Below are 16,188 nucleotides of genomic sequence, written 5' to 3'. Positions count from 1 at the left end.
TGGGGTTACCGGTGAGTACGACACGCCCGGGCCGCGCTTCGCGATGGCGGTCAAGCCCGGTAGAGTTTGGACGGTCGTACCATCAAGCGCGAGTGGCGAAATTGGCAGACGCGCCAGATTTAGGTTCTGGTGTCCACGGACGTAGGGGTTCAAGTCCCCTCTCGCGCACAGATTCCCGGCAGATTTGCCGGATTTGCGTGCCGTGTGTTCGAGCGCACTCGAACACACGGAGGTGACCAGGGAAAATGCGCACCCACCTGCGACAACTTCTGACAGATCCGCCAGGATCGACCATCGATGACCCTGCCGGGCCGGACACGGGAAACGATCGGGGCCGCCGATGATTCCCCCGCTCGTTCTCCCGCAGGCACCACTGGAACAGCTGATCCGCGGTCCGCTGCCGGGCCCGCCGGAACCGGCGTCCATCCCCGACGACGACATCCTGTGCGGCATATCAACGCTCGGCGAGGCCGGCAGAGTCCTCGACCGGTATGTCATGGCAGCACTCGACTGGTCGCCGGGAACGCAGCTGCAGATCCAGCCTATCGACGACGTTCTACTTGTCGGCCCGTCTCCCGACGGTCCAGTACGCGTCACCGGCGACGGCTATTTCCGCATCCCGTTCCGGCAACGACGCCGAGTCAGCCTCCTCATCGGCCAGCGCGTCCTGTTGACCGGCCGCCGCAGCCGCGAACAGTTCCTGGTCCATCCGCCCTCCGCGCTGGGCAGGCTCCTGGCCGCCCGCCTGACATTGCTGGACCGGTGACCTGTGGTCGTTCCGAATCCGGCAGTCGCTACGAGTGAAACCATCGCCGCGGCACGCCTGCTACTCACGCAGATGGGCCTGTCACCCGCAGACCTCGTCGCCCCCACCGCAGCCGTGCCGACATTCGCTGAGATCGTCCCGGCGGTCCGAGCGACCCTCGAAGCCGGTACGCGAGGCACCTACGGCACCCATCTCAACCACCTCGAACAGCAATGGGGCGACCGCAGATTGGACCACGTCACCAAACCTGAGCTCGATGCCATGGCACACACCATCCGCTCGACCGCCCTGACCGGCACCAGGACTGTTTCGATGGCGAAGGTCTCGATTGCGGGGCCGGGAGTTCGCATGTGGTGTCGCACAGCCGCCAAGGCCTCACCTTGCGCCGGGCGTTGGCCAGCCCCTGAGATTGGGGGCTCGGGAGGCCATAACGCCATCCGTACGCAGGACGACAGACTAGCATGAGCCTGAAAAACGTTTCCTTACAACAGTTCACGTTCCGTGCGGGTGTGGTCGCGGCGGCGATGGTGGCCGCGTGGAGCGGGTTCGCCGGGACTGCCGGTGCCAACTCTACCGATCCGGTTGCCCAGTTCACCCCCACCCTCACACGGGTTCCGGGTCCCAACTGTGCCGCGATCATCAATGCCGAGACCGTGCCGCAGCCTCAGTCCGGTGTGTTCGGTGTTCGGGTGAAGATCACGCAGAGCGGGGACTCCTGCGGGGCCTATTACGTCACCGTACATTGGCGGAACGTCAACACCGGCCTGACCAGCGGACAGTCACAACGCATCGAAGGCACCACGGTGGTCGGCATGCCGGACAACGTGATCACCGGCATGGGCATGGCGCCGGGCGCCGGGAAGGTGGAGGCGTCTATCGACACGTACTCCCAGGTCTATCCGCAGAATGTGGATCTGGAGCACATCGCGGGCCACGCGACGTTCACGCTGGGCTGAGCGCGCGGCGGTTCGACCGAGATCGTGTGCGGGACGGCAGAAGAGGTGCGGCGTGCCTGGTCGCGCTGGGGCACGGGTGGTAGGGATCCGGTCTGTTCGGGTGAACCACTCGTGTGAAGATCACCGGCCCGGATACGGCGATGCCGTCTCCGCACTCGTCTCGTGTATTACACCGGCGGCAAGATCGATTGCACCCTGCTTCCGGATGCGCCGAGTGCAAGCGCGCCCATCGGCTACTCAATACTGGCGGTAGGGCTTGATCCGGGTTTACCCAGGCTCGCACGAAGGGTTTTCGGGGAGGGTGTGCTCTGGCAGCTCCCAGTGCATATAGATCTTCCCGGTGAGGTTCGACTCCCGCACTCCGGGGATCCAGTCGTCAAAGGGGGTGCGGGTGTCGAGGGAGTGTGTGAGGGCGTCGAAGAATTCGAGCAGCGTGTCGGCCCACAGAGTGCCTTCGAAAGCGCCCGAGCCGATACCCAATTCGATGACGTGACCGTAGGTCGGTCCGGGGCGGTGCTCAACGAACAAGATACCGGCGTCGATGGATTGAGCGATCGGAACCCATTGGTGGGCATGGCCGTAGAGGGTCTCCTCGCCCAATTCTCGATTCTCGATTCTCGATTCTCGATTCTCGATTCTCGGCGCTGAAGGTGGTTCGCCATTCGTGACCGGCGAGGATCTGGTCGATCGGGTCGAGCATGTATGCCATCGGCAGGAATTCGGCGCCTTCGGCGGCATACACGGTGCCGTTGTGATGTTCGAGCAGTGCCTGGACGTCGGGGTGCAGCGCGAAACCCTGGACAGCTTCCAGATGCGCGATCTGCTCGGCGGTGGCGCCAGGTTGCAGAATCGGCGGCTACACGGAGAAGTACATCGCGGCCTTGGCCGAGGACGAGGAGTTCGGTGAGCTCCAAAGCTTCGAGGCCAACCAGTGACCATCACCAATTCGACGCGATTCGGGAAAGCGAGGGAGTCCGGTCCCAGTGGACGGTTGTGAAAGGCGGCTCGGTCTAGAAACCGCGCTTTCCAGTCGCGGCAGCCACTCAGCGGATCGTGCCTGCGCCCGGAATCAGTGGCAGGTCCAGTGCGGTTACCCAGCCGGGCGGTAGTTCGTTGACCGCGGGTACGGCGTTGAGCGCACGCATGCCTGTGGCCAGACAGCCCGCCACGGCCGGTGTGCGGCCGGAACCGTCGGTGAACCGGAATTGGGTCTCCTGAGATATCGAGGGGGAGCCGATGATATCGACGCGGTAGACGTCGTCGCGGGTTCCGGCGGGCCAGTGCGGGGCGGCGTCACGGCCGATGCGGTTGACGTGTTCGAGGGTGATGACCTCGCGGCCCTGGTAGACGCCGTTGATGGTGAATCGGATGGCGGCGACGGTGCCCGCTTTCACGATGCCCTTGGCCGACGGGCGATCCTCAGGGGTCACCCACTTGTCCCAGGTGGTGGTGATGGCGTCGAGTTCGATGCTCGCGGCGCTGGCGATCATGGGTACCGTCGGCCCCCAGGCCATGATGAGCAGGTCCGGATATTCCAGCAGCGCTTGGAATTCCGGCGGATGGCCGATGCCCATCTCGAATTCGTAGTCGCCTTCATAGTCGGTGTAGTCGAGCAGTTCGCAGGCCCGCACCGAATCCACCGCACCGCACAGGCCCATAAGGGTCATGGGGAACAGGTCGTTGGCGAAGCCGGGGTCGATGCCGGTGGTGAAGCACGATGCGCCGCCCTCGGTGCACGCGTCGGTGATGGGATCACGCCATACGTCAGGAGTCCGGTCCATGGCGGGCCACACCCACGGTGTCATGGCCGTCGAGCACACATCGATGCCAGCGCGCAGGAATGCGCTGATGACCCTGATGTTCTCGTCGGCGAACTGGGCGGTGGGGCCGTAGTGCACGACCGCATCGGGACGCAGAGCGATCAGGTCGTCGACCGAATCCGTAGCCAGGACACCGGTTTCCTGCACACCGCAGAGGTCTCCGGCATCCCTGCCGACCTTGTCGGGGTTACTGACGCCGACGCCGACCAGTTCGAAACGTGGGTGGCGCAGGATTTCCGCCAGCACCATCGAGCCGACGACGCCAGTGCCCCACAGGACGATTCGTTTTGTCATGATTGCTCCCGTGCTCATCGGTGGAACTCGCCACAGTCGACGGTCAGCATCTGCCCGGTGACGGCGGTGGCCAGGTCACTGGCCAGGAACAGCGTGGCGCGGGCGACTTCCTCGGGCTCGGCCAGGCGCTGCAGATCGGTTGGTGCGGCCTTGTCCCGGTAGATGTCGGCGTGTGTGACTCCGGCTTGGCTGGCCAGCCAGTCGAAGTAGGCCTTGTTGATGTCCTCGTAGACGTAAGACGGTGCGACGCTGTTCACGCGGATGCCGCGTGGGCCGAGTTCGGTGGCCAGGGATGAAGCCAGATGCTGCAGTGCGCCTTTGGACAACTTGTAGCCGGAGTACTCGGGTTGCGAGCTGTAGGACACGCATGAGTTGAGCATGATGATCGAACCGCGCGAGGCCGCCAGTGCGTCGGCGAACAATGCCGAAAGGCGCAGTGGCGCGAACACGTTGGTCTCGTTCGCGGTGCGCAGGTAGTCGATCTCGATCTGGGTGATCGGGTTCATCGGGGGGATCGCGAAGGCATTGTTGATCAGGCAATCGATACGTCCGTACTCGGCGAGTGCGCGATCCACCAGGGACTGTCGCTGCTCTTCGACGGTGATGTCGGTCGGTGCGACCAGGGCGGTGCCGCCGTGGTCGCGCACCTGCGCGGCGATCTTGTCGAGCTTGCGCTCCGTGCGGCTCGCCAGGACCAAGTTCGCGCCCATGCGGGCGGCTTCGATGCTCAGCGAGTGTCCCAGGCCGGGACCGACGCCCGATATCACCAGGACTTTGTCCTGTAGCAGTGGAACCGGTCGATATGTCTCGGCGAGTGCGGTGATGTGCGGGGCAGCTGACACGGTTTACTCCTCGAGTCCCCAGCGGTTACAGAATGTAACGACTAATGCTGTGACAGACTGTAACGACTCCACCTCGCGCGGACAAGGGACGAATTTCATGACCGAACGTCACCGGCTGGGCCCACGCCGTGATCCCGCGGTCGACCGCGCGGTGCTCGACGCCGCACGCGCCCTGCTGGTCGAAAAGGGTTATGCCGCGGCGTCCATCGACGCCATCGCGGCCCGGGCCGGGGTCAGCCGCCCGGCCATCTACCGTCGCTGGCCGTCCAAGGCTCACCTCATCGCCAAGGCGGTCTTTCCCGACGTCGGCTCCGACCAGGTGGCGCCCGACCTGATCAGCGAGATTCGTAAGGTGATCCGCGGGACCGTCCAACTGTTCAGCTCCGCCGAAACCCGCGTCGCCATGCCCGGGCTCATGGCCGAGATGCGCGAGGACTCCGGACTCTACGAGAAACTCGCTGCCCGTCTGGACACCCCCACCCGCGTCGAACTCGGCGACTACCTATCCGGCGACAGTGCATCGGCACGTCCCGGCCTCGACGCGAACACCCTGCTCGATACCATCGCCGGTGCGGCCTTGTTCGCGATGTGCATCCGTGACATCGATGATGTCGACAGTTTCGCCGCATCACTCGAGGATCTGCTGTTATACGGGGTCATCGGAGCTCGCGGCGAGTCTCGAACTTCCTGAGGCGCGGTCGAACGATCACCGACACTGGGACTTTCGCACCTGCAGTTCGAGTCGTTGCTGTGCGCGGCCCGCGATTCGGACAACCCGCCGGACTTCGCGGTCCTGGCCATACTCGGTCTGCGGATCAGCGAGGCCTGCCGCTGCGATGTGAGCGATCTCGGCGAGGAACACGGCCACCGCGTACTGCACACCATCGGACACCAAACACAGCGGACTACAAACGCAATTCAGTCGAGCCGAATCACGCGTACCACCAACCAATTACAGAAAAGCAAGCCGGTCAACACTATTTGACCTCTGGTTTGCTCCTACCACTGGAACAGCTGATCCGCGGTCCGCTGCCGGGCCCGCCGAAACCGGCGTCCATCCCCGAAGGCGAGCATCACCGACCTGCCCTACGCCGTCGCCGTCATCAACGCGCACCGGGTTCGCCACATTGACCCGGCCGGTTTGGGGCCTGTATTCATCGAGAACGTTTACGCGGTATCCGATGCGGTTGTTGACCAGCAGCTCGTCGGCCGATTCTGTGCGGGCGGAGCGGCGTGTGGTGCCGCCGGCCGGCCCTGCTCGCGCCCACGCCCACGGCGCCGCGGCAACGGATCCGAATCTGCGCTCCCGCGGACCCAACGTTTCGTGACCCACGGCGGTTGATCCCTACGAACACCCAGTTCGATAAGGAGGAATCCGCCATGATGCAGAACCCCGCCGCCCCTGGCGACTTTGCCCATTCACACCCGGTGCCGCCGCCCAGCGGCGGGACCGCCATCACGGCCGGGGTGCTCGCCTGCCTCGGCGGTACGCACCGGCTGCTGAGTATTCTTGTGCTCATCGTCGGGATAGCGATGTTGAGCGACCTCGACGCGGAGGGCGAAACCAATGGGGCGCAAGCGCTTTTCGCGATCTCGATCCCGGTCTTCTTGCTCGTCGGTTCGCTGTTGCTGGCCGGCGGCATCCAGATGTTTCGCAAGCATGCCTCGGCCCGTCGGCTGATCGTCATCGGCTGTGCGGTCGACATCGCCTACAGCATCATCGAAGCAGTGGTCGTGCTTGCCGTTGCCGGAGCCTCCGATGACTACGGTGTGATCGGCAGCCCGCTGTTCGCCATATTCGTGGCCATGTTCCCGATCGCCACGATCATCCTGACCTCGGCGACATCGACCACGCGGTGGCTCGAGTATCGGGCATAGGATACCGAGAGACGACAGGGAGCCAGACCACATGAGCGCGCCACTCGATCCCGCCCAGGCCCGTGATATTTCCTTTGCCGCCCTGCTGCGTGTGGTGTTGCACGAATGTGCGCAGGCTCCGCTCACGCTGCTCACCGCCGATACCGAACCGGCCGTCATCCGGATCGCCCGCGGTGGTGAGCAGCGGGAGCAGGCATTCGCCGAAATGCTGGTGGAGGCATACGAGTCGGCGAGCGAGATGCTGCTGGCCCGCATCACCAAGTTGACGCGCACCCGTGCCGATGCCGACGACATAGTCCAGACCGCGTTCATGCGGGTGTACGCGCGCTGGCCGGATCACATCACCGACGTTGAAGGGCTCCGGAAGTACCTGTGGACCACGGCGGAAAACCTGGTGAAGGATGCCATGGTCCGGACTGCGAAGGACCGGGAACGGCTGGATTCCAATGGGCACGAACGCCTCTCGGTCCTCGCCGACCATGCCGGCCTGCCCTTCGACGACATGATCGCCTTGCGGGACATGCTGATCCGGCTCTTGGACGCACTGCCGCCGCGGGAACGCCAGGCGGTCATCATCTACACCTACGAGGGAAACACCTACAAGGAGACCGCTCGGGTCATGGGCGTGGCGGAGGGTACCGTCAAGGGATACGTCCACGATGGGCTGTTGCGGGTCCGCAAATACCTCGAAGAGCAGGTCGCTTGATCGTCAGATCCCTCGGCAGGGTGGGGTGTTGTCGGCACCCACCGGCAGCTGGTCACGTTCCGCCTGGGTGTAGTCGCGGTCACTGATCGCGCAGAGCCGTCCCAGTACGTCATCGCGGTCGAGATTGATCGTGTACCGTCCGACACCTCCGCTGCCGGAGTACCTGCCGGGATTCAGCGCATACAGGGCATCTCCGGAGAGATCCCCATACTGCTGACCCGAGATCGTCACATCGAAGATCTTTGCGCTGCGATCGAAATCCCAGATCTCGAGTGTCCCGAGGTGGTCGACCACCAGCAGACCATCGTCGGTCATGCCAACCCCATTGCCCGACGGAAACGGTTGTGCGGAAGGAGATTCCACACCGCTGTCGAAGTTCTCCACGGTGTCTTCCCCGGAGTCGTACCTGATGTATATGTGTGGAGCGGTAGGGCTGACGAAGGCATCCTGCCTCTTGCCGCGATCGATCGGTTTGACGGGTACCGTGCGGAGCACTCGTCCGTCATCCAGGGCCCGGACGGTGTCGCCGTCGATGTTCTCGGTGAAGAACTGGTCGTTGTGCGTCGGGACGAGGGCCGCCTGCGCGCCAGCCCGTACCATCCACACCAGTTCGTCGGTGTCGCGCCAAGTCCGCACGGTCTGGCCGAGCTGTTTCCCATCGCTGATCCGCCACCGGGTGACCGAGCCCGCATGGAAGACGGCCAACTCGTCGTCGCCGGGCTGCATGATGGATGTCGGTCGCCGCAGTCCAGGTCCGAGTTCGGGCGGCACAGGTAACGAAATACGTTGCTCGACACCGAGTCCGGGCAGCGCGTAGATGGTGATGCCACCCGTCGCACCGGCCACGACGAAATGCTTCCCGTCGCCAGTGATCCGGTAGGCAGATTCGGGCGGAATCGAACCACGCACGGCAACAGCCACCGAGATACGCGCGACTTCCCTTATGGCGGGGGTCATTTCGATGACACGCACCGTTGCGTTCACATCTTCTGGGCCGCATGCGACTTCCACAACGAACGAGCCGTCGGGACTCCACTTGACAATCCGCTGTTCGGTGACCGGCCCGGCGAACACGTTCATGTCCGAGATCGCCACGGCAGGCGCGAAGCGGAGCAGGCCACTCGGCGTGAACAGTGCCAGCCTCGGGCCGCCGTCGGCATGGGCGACCAGTACAGTGGCCGACATATCCCGAGGGCTGGCTGTTTGGATAACGAATGCCTGGCCGGTCCCTAGTTCGATGAGGTGAGTCTGACCGAGCGTATCGCCGGCGAGGATATTCGTCGACCACGCGTACCGTCCACTGCTATCGACGGCCCACTTGCAATCCTCGGTCGTCGAGCCCGAGCCGCGCGGCGTCCGTAGACGTTCGGCCCCCGTCAGCGCGTCCGAGACGACCAGTTGGTCGTCGGAACATCCGACGACCAGGCCGGTCGAGGTGATCTTACCGGCCGGTAATTCCCGAATCGGCTGTCCAGTCCTGGCGTCGCGCACGACGTTGCGCGTCATCCCGATTTGCGACTCGCGCATCACGATCATGGTGCCGGTCGGGTCGACATAGTCCGGAAACTGGGCGAAATCTCCCAGCGGAGGCGGTGAAGAGACCAGAACAGGCCCGGCACCCGCCATGTCATACACCTCCAGCAGGTCGGTGTGCTGGGCCTGCTGCAACTCTGCCCGTTGGACCTGCGCTCGGTTGAGTCGCACCGCGAGCCAGCGCCCGGTCTGATCCCAGCCGGTCGACACGCCATTGGGCAGCAGCAGCGCAGGCTCCGGCGGACGGACCAACGCAGGACCGGTGCGGTTTCGAACATCCCAGACGGCGACCGCACCATCGTCGGTCACCACGGCCAGTGCGGAGCCGTTCCGGCTCAGGTTCAGCGAGGCGACCTTCCCGGCGGTCGGTGGAAGTCGCCACGGCATCGGCGCATCGCCGAGCAGACCGACCCAGACTGTGACGTCGCGGCCCTCGGCGACCGCGACCTCGGACCCGTCGCCACTTGCCGCCCCGAATGTCGCATCGCGCCACAGGCCAGTCCGGTAATCCGTGACGGACGACAACCGCACTTGCTGATACAGCAGTGCCGTCCGCACCATCTCGTCGTCCGGCGCATACCGCGCTGCGGCCTGCGCGAATTGCAGCGCCTTGTCCAGGTCGGAGTCGGCCACCCGCATGGATTCCGCCGCGAGGCTGCGCCCCGCCTGCAACCGCAACTGCGCCGCGCGAGCCACACTGCTCCGGTAGGCGACCACCGCCATCGACGTGGCCACGACCACCAGAACGGTGAGCGCTGCGGCCACCACCCGCAGGCGCCGCACCTCCCGCCCACGCAGCCGACGGCTGGCCGTGATGAATTCCCGATGTGCTTGCGGCACATCGGATTTCCGAGCCTCGAGCTGGTCCTTCGCGGTCTCTAGAGCAGTACCGCGCAGCAGCGCGTCGTGCTCGCGACCGCGCCGCTCCCAGTTGTCCAGGTCCTGCGCGAGGTGTTGCTGCCACGCGCGGAAGTCGCGGTCGGACTGCAGCAGGTCGTGCAGCCGTTCCCAGTTGTCGATCAGCGCTTGGTGTGCGAGCTCGACGGTGTCCGCGCCGTTCTTGTCGCGGCCGACGACGACCAGGCGGTCGAGCGCCAGCCGCCCGGCCACACCGCGGAGTTCGGGGTACTCCCGCATCGGCAGCACCGCTCGGAGGAATCCGGCGCCGCTCGAGGTCGGCACCGCGAGCAGCTTCAGTAGCCGTTCCGCGTCGGCCCGCTCGCCGGGATCGGTGAACTGCGCCATGACCTGCTCGGCCCGCCGGGCGATGGAAACCTCCACGCTACCGACGTTTTCGTAATCGGCGAGGGTGATCCGGCCGCCGGTGTGCCGGGCCCACAGGTCCGAAAGCACCGACGCCAGCAACGGCAACCCGCCAGGCTGGTCGAAAACACCGTCGATCAGCCGCTGCACCACCGCATCGTCCAGCACCACTCCAGCACGGGCGGCGGGGCGGCTGATCACGTCGCGCAGTTGGGCACGGCCCAGCGGGGCCACCGCAACCGTTGTGCCGCCGAGGAATTCGGCGAGTTCGGCGTCGAGTAGGTCGTCCAGCGCGTCCCAGCGCAACGTCAGCACGATCGCCAGGCGGCCCTCGGTGTCGGCACGGGTGAGCTCGAGCAACGCCTGCAGTAGCGCACGGGCCTGCCGCGGGGCCGCCACGGCCAGATCTTCGAACTGGTCGACGAACAACACCGTGCCGCTCGGTGGAAGCTGTTGCAGCAGTTCGGCCGCGTCATCGTCGTCGGGCGCGGGCCCGGCCTGCTCGATCAACCAGGTCGACAGTGGCTCGTCCGCGGCGATACCGGAGCCGATCGCGCGCACACCGGATTCCGTCGCGGCGTCACCGCTGAGCCGGAATACGACGACCTGCCGCCCCTTCTGCCGCAATCGCGGTATCACCCCGGCTCGGATCAACGAGGACTTCCCGGTACCGGAACGTCCGACCACCGCGGCGAAACCGCTCTGCCGCAGGGTCTCCTGCACCCGAGCGATATCGTCGTCCCTACCGTAGAAGAACTCTGCGTGCTCCTCGTCGAACGGCGCCATACCGCGATACGGGCTCGACAGCAGCGCCGGATTCAGCCGCAGCACCTCGTCGATGGGAAGCATGAACGCGGTGCGGGTGTAGCGGCGGCGGTCGGCGGCGACCGCCATTCCGGTCACGGCATGCGCCTCGGTATCCCAAACGGCGGCTCCGCTGAACCCCTCGGTGATCGGCTGCCCGCCGGTCGCTGCCTGCAGCTGTACCCAGCCCTGGCTCTGCGGGGCCCGAAACTCGCCGGACACCCAGACGCCGCCGGGCATCTCGGCCGGAAATCCGAACATCCGGAACTCCCCACCCCAGGGCTGGCCGGCGGGCCAGAACGGCAGCGGCGCAATGGAATCCGGGGGCGGAGCGAGGAGCTCCAGGATGGCGATATCGCCGCGGCCGTCCTCGCGGATGCGGGACCAGTGCCGGATCCGGGCGAGTATCGGAACCGCGGCATCCGCCGACGGAAAGTCCACGGCCACAGGCTCTTCGGGCACTTTGTCGTCCGTCGGTTCCCGCCCCAGCGCCGCCGATACGACGTGCGCGCACGTCGCAATCAGAGTGGGACGCACCAGAAATCCCGCGCCGACCACATCGCCGGTGGGCGTTAGAATCCGCGCTGATGCCCAGCCGAGCCGACCGGTTTCCGCAATCCCTTGCACACGTCGAACCCTCCCAGGGAAGTTCGGCAAGCGTAGCAAATCCGCCGATGGTGTGAAGGGAACCGTTGCCGAGCACGGGGCGGGAGACCGGAGACCGGAATTCCCCGCGGACCGAACGGCCCTCGGCGCGTAGGGAAGGCCTCAATCCACGAGCACAGTTGCCACTGAACCGGCCAGCAAGACAAAGATTCCGTCGGGGGCTTGCAGGGATCCGACAACGCGAAGCACATCCTGGATCGGGATCATGTAGGCGGTGCGGGTGACCGATCGCCGGTCCGGGACCGTCGCCATACCGATCACTGTGTTCGCCCCGCCGTCCCAAACGGGGGCACCACTGCAACAGTCGGAGATCGGTGGCATATGGTGCGCGACTTCCAGCGCTACCACACTCTTACCCAATGCCGGGGTCCGGAAGTCGCCGCGCACGGCAACGATACCGAATCCGCTGTTCCTTACTCCCAGCATCCGAAATCTGGTGGCCGTCATACCGTCGGTCCCTCGCATCAAGGGTGGACTCGCTGCTGCCGGTGGTGCGGCATCGAGTTCCAGCACAGCGATATCGCCACAGCCATCGGCATACTCCGGCACCCAGCCGCGCACTCGAGCGATTACCCGACTGCCATCAGCGCACCACGGGAAATCCACCCCGACGGGGACATTGGGTCGCCGCAGACTGTGTGGATCGCCACCGACTGCCGCCGTGACACTGTGCGCGCACGTGGCTACCGTCCGTGGACCGACGAGAAACCCGGTCCCCACCGGCCGATCGGACGAGTCCAATATCCGCGCCACCGCGGCGCGGTTCCGCGAGTCCTGTGCCGTGTTCACGAATCACCTCTGCACGCAAAAAGACTGGGTATCACGCGGGTTCACCGCGCGTGGGCAGGTTCACGCGGGGACGCGGCGGGCTCCGGCACCGTAGGTCGCTCCGGAGTCTCCGGTTCGTGCGGAACCGGCAGTACCGGTTGGGTTTCCGGAATCACCTCGATGCGCCGACGAACCGGTCCGATGTCTCCCATGGCTGTCCCTACTCCGTCCGACTCGGGAAAGTGCTGACAGTGGGATCAACCGTGTTGGGACGCGAAAGGTTGGGACGGCGACGGGTCGAGATGGCAAGAATGCTGCGAGAGGGCATTCATCCGGGTGAAGATTGTTCCGAGATTGCAGAACATTTAAAGCAGGTTGCCGCTGGGGAAGGGGAGATACTCAGGGTGGATCCCGCTCCTGGGAGCGAGGTAACTGTTGAAGAGAATCATCGCAGTGTTGGATCAATATTCTGGCAACCTGCGGCGACCGGCACCACCACACACTGCACTCAACAGACGACTCGGCTCACGCCCCAACACCTTTCACCCCAGCACGGTCCGCACGATCATGCGTGAGTTGGGCCCGGTGCGGTGCCAGCCGCGCCCGTGGCGACCGATCACCACGATCGCCGGTGGGCACCGCCGAACTACCGGATCTCGTGCGGCGCGGCTTCACCGCCGCCGCGCCGGGCGGTCAGGCTCGTCGGCCCTCTACCGGAACCGGGTTGCCGTTGCCGACGATCGAAAGTCAGTTGTTGACGTCGAGTGCGTGGGCGATGGTCGGCCAGGACCGGGCCAGTTCGTCGGCCCAATACGGCCAAGAATGGGTGCCGGTGGGCCGCAGGTTGACTGTCGCGGGAATCTGCAGTCGTGTGAGCCGGTCGGCGAGGGCCAGGGCGCAAGCGTAGGCGCCGGCTTCCAGTGATCCACCGATGGTGAGAGTGTCGGCGAGATCGGCCTGGTCGGGGGTGTCGTGTTCGCCGGGGATCCCGCTGCCGCTCGACAGATAGACCGCGCTGCCACGCAAGGCTGCCGCGTGGGCCATGACGTCATGAGCGAGCCAGTCCGGATCATCCGGGGGCCCGAACATGTTGTCCGGGTTGCCGCCATAGGTTTTCACAATCCCGCGGGCTTGGGCCTGGCCTGCGTTGGAGGCGACGGTGTAGCAGCCGCTGTGCGCGGCCACCGCCCGAAACAGGCCCGGATTGCGGACGGTGAGCATCATCGCGGCCTCGGCTCCCATGGAGACACCCTCGATCGCGTTGCGTCCGTTGCCCTCGAACTGTGCGTCGATCAGCGGAGGCAGTTCGCGGGTGAGGAAGGTCTCCCACTTGTTGGTGCCCAGGACAGGGTCCTGTTGTTGCCAGTCGGTGTAGAGGTTGGCCGGCCCTCCGGTCGTCAGCACGACGTTGATGTTCTTGTCGGCGAAGAACTCCACGGCACGACCGTGCTCGGTCCAACTGCTGGCGTCTTCGGGAGCACCGCGCCCGTCGAGCATGTACAGGGTAGGTCGCAGCCGGCTGCGGTCGGCCGGTACCAGCACCTGCACCTGCACAGCCCGGTTCATCGCCGGTGACTGCACGAAGACCCGCAGCCAACGGTCGGTGATCGGCTCGATCCGAGTGACGACCGGCCGGACCGCAAAACCGGCGTCCTCGGCGGGAGCGTGGTATCCGCCCGGCGGGCCGAGATCCGGACCAGACGTCGGCGGCGCGGCGGCAGCCGCCCCGGCCACCACCATCAACGCCATCGCCACCGACACAACCTCGCCAACGGCCCGCCACACCCGCGCACGCACCCTCACCGGCCGCCGCACCCACGGCGCCACCGCGCTGGTGGCGCTTTCGTCCGACTTGCTCGGTTGTTCGGCGTCACCTCGCCCACACCGAACATCAGCACCACGACCACGAACACCGTGGTAACCACCCACCCTGAACCGCATGAGCCTCCTAACATCCCACTAGATATCGTACCGTTAAATAGAGGCATATCGCCGTGACCGACAACAGAGCGCCGACAGCCCATGTAGCGGCGCAGCAGGATCATTGTCAGCTTCCCGCCCCCTCACTGTGAGGCGAGCCGCTCGAGAGATACGCGCCGAGCGTATTCGCCGCCGGAGCACGCGGGCGTCAGCCGCTGCGAACATAAGGAAGCAGCCATGGCAGCGGGTGGTCGTCGGGTCCGAAAGTGGAAAAATCTCGACCGAGCCGCTGGTAAGCCGCCGTCGGCACATCGACGATGGCAGCGGGCCTCGGCCGGGAAGCCCTGGGCAGCAACATGATTCAATGGATGGACCACTGCGAAAGCGATGTAAACGTGGACAGTGGGCCGGTCGTGAACATTGTGGGCCGATCCCCCGTCCCGCAGACCCACAAGGTCGGCGAGACCGGGAGCGCGGTCGATCGCGTCCCACCACACCTCCCGATCCTCCCCCGCGGTTCCCATCCATTGAGCCCGGCGGGCGGTCATGGCTTTGCCCAATGCGTCGAGTCGCGGGCCCGTCGCCCCTCGCAGCGATGGCCCCTGTTGATGAACAGACCGCCGGGTGCGAGCGTCCCGCGCAAGATGTAGTTGCCCGCATACCTACCGTGGAGCCAACGGGAACTTACTCGAACCGGGTGGACGTTCGGGATCGCCTCGATGACCTGGAAACGCGTATCCAGCATGATCGGCACCCCCCTGCCGGAGGGTGATCTCGGCTACCACGCCGATGAGACCTTCGGGCGGCGCTTTGTGGGGCGGATCACCAAGACCCGTTCCGAGTGGTAGCTCGCCATACCACTTGGTAGGTTTCGGATTGTTCGCGCAGCGTCGCGCATCACCTTCAGCCTTTGACTCGCGGAACCTTCCTTCGATCCACAGTTTGTGCGCCTCTTTCGTCATGGAAGAAGGCGGGAATCGTCATACCCACGCAGCCGATTTCGCGGTAATTCTCGACGGCGAAGTCGCCGGCGGCACCCTGCCCGCCTGCTCGCCGCAGGCGTGGCCGCCCTGTCCCATCAAAGCCTTGGAGAACCGGTGGTAACCGCACTACCTCACCAGCCCGCGGAACTCGACGCGGTCATCTTCGACTACAACGGCGTCATTGGCCTGCAGCCCACCGTTCCCATGTGGAGCAGGCTCGCCGAACTCGCCGGATGGCACGCAGACCAGCTCGGACTCTTCATTAATGCTTTCTGGAGCGCCCGCGAACCCTACGATTCCGGTGAATTCGACGACGCGGAATTCTGGACCGCTGTGCTCGGCCATCGCCCGGAGCCGGAACTGCTCACGCAGTTACGTGCCGTCGACACCGCGCTGTGGACCCGGACCGACGAGCGCGTCGTCGCACTCCTCCACCATGCCCGGCGGGCAGATCTCCCGATCGTGTTGCTCTCCAACGCACCCCATCCGGTCAGCGATGCCCTCGACGCCTCCGACTGGCGCACTGTGATGACCGACGCCCTCTACTCGGCCCGGCTCGGCATGAACAAACCCCACCCCGACACCTACCGAAAAGCACTCGCCGCGACCGGAGTTCGCGATCCCGGCCGCGTCCTGTTCGTCGACGACCGCGCCGACAACTGCGAAGCCGCCGCTCGCCTCGGCCTGCACACTCTCCACTACACCGGCTCACCCGCCGATATCGAGGATCACCTCCGCCTCGCGACCGTCGCCGCATAGGTCCCCGCGAGAGGATTTCCGGGGTCGGCGCAACACCGCCGCCAGTCGATGGTGGACACGAGCCTTGCCAGACGCTCGGCTGGATATCCCAGCCGAGCGTTTCGCATGGACCGCATGCCGACCAGTTGGCGCGTCGGGGCCGCACCCCCACAAACACGCGGGACGCCAGCACCGACAAGCAGGCTCGATGATTGCGGTATCGATCATCAACGATGGCGCGCGCCTGTCCG

General features: G+C 65.4%; 14 protein-coding genes and 1 tRNA gene. 9 read left to right on the top strand and 6 right to left on the bottom strand.

What is annotated here, in order from left to right:
• The first annotated feature begins 86 nt into the window (after window positions 1-86).
• From ABZ293_RS15280 to ABZ293_RS15270, 3 genes are all read left to right on the top strand, one after another.
• Window positions 87-168 (top strand) — tRNA-Leu (locus tag ABZ293_RS15280).
• A 172-nt stretch (window positions 169-340) separates the two neighbouring features.
• Complete coding sequence (locus tag ABZ293_RS15275; protein ID WP_355180924.1) at window positions 341-766, top strand: hypothetical protein; 426 nt, start codon at window positions 341-343, stop codon at window positions 764-766.
• 461 nt (window positions 767-1,227) lie between these two features.
• The gene (locus ABZ293_RS15270) at window positions 1,228-1,722 is read left to right on the top strand and encodes a hypothetical protein (protein WP_355180922.1); all 495 of its coding nucleotides are present in this window, start codon (window positions 1,228-1,230) and stop codon (window positions 1,720-1,722) included.
• Window positions 1,723-1,989: 267 nt separating this feature from the next.
• On the opposite strand, the gene ABZ293_RS15265 is transcribed toward ABZ293_RS15270, so the two are convergent.
• Window positions 1,990-2,322 carry a hypothetical protein gene (locus tag ABZ293_RS15265; protein ID WP_355180920.1) on the bottom strand — a complete coding sequence of 111 codons (333 nt, stop codon included), beginning with the start codon at window positions 2,320-2,322 and terminating at the stop codon, window positions 1,990-1,992.
• 64 nt (window positions 2,323-2,386) lie between these two features.
• On the opposite strand from ABZ293_RS15265, the gene ABZ293_RS15260 reads away from it, so the two are divergent.
• Entirely contained in the window at window positions 2,387-2,629 is a 243-nt protein-coding gene (locus tag ABZ293_RS15260) for a hypothetical protein (protein WP_355180918.1), read from the top strand.
• Between the two features lie 136 nt (window positions 2,630-2,765).
• Here ABZ293_RS15260 and ABZ293_RS15255 read toward each other — a convergent pair whose 3' ends face one another.
• Together ABZ293_RS15255 and ABZ293_RS15250 are read right to left on the bottom strand one after the other, a co-directional pair.
• The gene (locus ABZ293_RS15255; protein ID WP_355180916.1) at window positions 2,766-3,836 is read right to left on the bottom strand and encodes a dihydrodipicolinate reductase; all 1,071 of its coding nucleotides are present in this window, start codon (window positions 3,834-3,836) and stop codon (window positions 2,766-2,768) included.
• A 14-nt stretch (window positions 3,837-3,850) separates the two neighbouring features.
• Entirely contained in the window at window positions 3,851-4,678 is an 828-nt protein-coding gene (locus tag ABZ293_RS15250) for an SDR family oxidoreductase (protein ID WP_355180914.1), read from the bottom strand.
• Window positions 4,679-4,775: 97 nt separating this feature from the next.
• On the opposite strand from ABZ293_RS15250, the gene ABZ293_RS15245 reads away from it, so the two are divergent.
• From ABZ293_RS15245 to ABZ293_RS15235, 3 genes are all read left to right on the top strand, one after another.
• Window positions 4,776-5,369 (top strand): TetR/AcrR family transcriptional regulator, encoded by a 594-nt coding sequence (locus ABZ293_RS15245; protein WP_355180912.1) that lies wholly within the window; start codon window positions 4,776-4,778, stop codon window positions 5,367-5,369.
• Window positions 5,370-6,058: 689 nt separating this feature from the next.
• Window positions 6,059-6,556, top strand: a complete 498-nt coding sequence (locus ABZ293_RS15240) for a hypothetical protein (RefSeq protein WP_355180910.1) — start codon at window positions 6,059-6,061, stop codon at window positions 6,554-6,556.
• Window positions 6,557-6,587: 31 nt separating this feature from the next.
• Entirely contained in the window at window positions 6,588-7,262 is a 675-nt protein-coding gene (locus tag ABZ293_RS15235; RefSeq protein ID WP_355180908.1) for an RNA polymerase sigma factor, read from the top strand.
• A gap of 3 nt (window positions 7,263-7,265) precedes the next feature.
• On the opposite strand, the gene ABZ293_RS15230 is transcribed toward ABZ293_RS15235, so the two are convergent.
• From ABZ293_RS15230 to ABZ293_RS15220, 3 genes are all read right to left on the bottom strand, one after another.
• Window positions 7,266-11,420 (bottom strand): serine protease, encoded by a 4,155-nt coding sequence (locus ABZ293_RS15230; RefSeq protein ID WP_355181162.1) that lies wholly within the window; start codon window positions 11,418-11,420, stop codon window positions 7,266-7,268.
• 210 nt (window positions 11,421-11,630) lie between these two features.
• Window positions 11,631-11,975 carry a hypothetical protein gene (locus ABZ293_RS15225; protein ID WP_355180906.1) on the bottom strand — a complete coding sequence of 115 codons (345 nt, stop codon included), beginning with the start codon at window positions 11,973-11,975 and terminating at the stop codon, window positions 11,631-11,633.
• Window positions 11,976-13,043: 1,068 nt separating this feature from the next.
• Window positions 13,044-14,045 carry an alpha/beta hydrolase family protein gene (locus tag ABZ293_RS15220; RefSeq protein WP_355181160.1) on the bottom strand — a complete coding sequence of 334 codons (1,002 nt, stop codon included), beginning with the start codon at window positions 14,043-14,045 and terminating at the stop codon, window positions 13,044-13,046.
• Window positions 14,046-14,935: 890 nt separating this feature from the next.
• Between ABZ293_RS15220 and ABZ293_RS15215 the strand changes: the two genes are divergently transcribed.
• Both ABZ293_RS15215 and ABZ293_RS15210 read left to right on the top strand, forming a co-directional pair.
• Complete coding sequence (locus tag ABZ293_RS15215; RefSeq protein WP_355180904.1) at window positions 14,936-15,064, top strand: hypothetical protein; 129 nt, start codon at window positions 14,936-14,938, stop codon at window positions 15,062-15,064.
• A 249-nt stretch (window positions 15,065-15,313) separates the two neighbouring features.
• Window positions 15,314-15,958: an HAD family phosphatase gene (locus ABZ293_RS15210; RefSeq protein WP_355180902.1), complete on the top strand. Its 645-nt coding sequence runs from the start codon at window positions 15,314-15,316 to the stop codon at window positions 15,956-15,958.
• Window positions 15,959-16,188 lie beyond the last annotated feature (230 nt).

This window comes from Nocardia sp. NPDC005998 (assembly GCF_040614395.1).
In the GTDB taxonomy this organism is placed as follows: Bacteria; Actinomycetota; Actinomycetes; order Mycobacteriales; family Mycobacteriaceae; genus Nocardia.
Note: the sequence above shows the minus strand (reverse complement) of the source record. Positions and strands in the feature narration are given on the sequence as shown.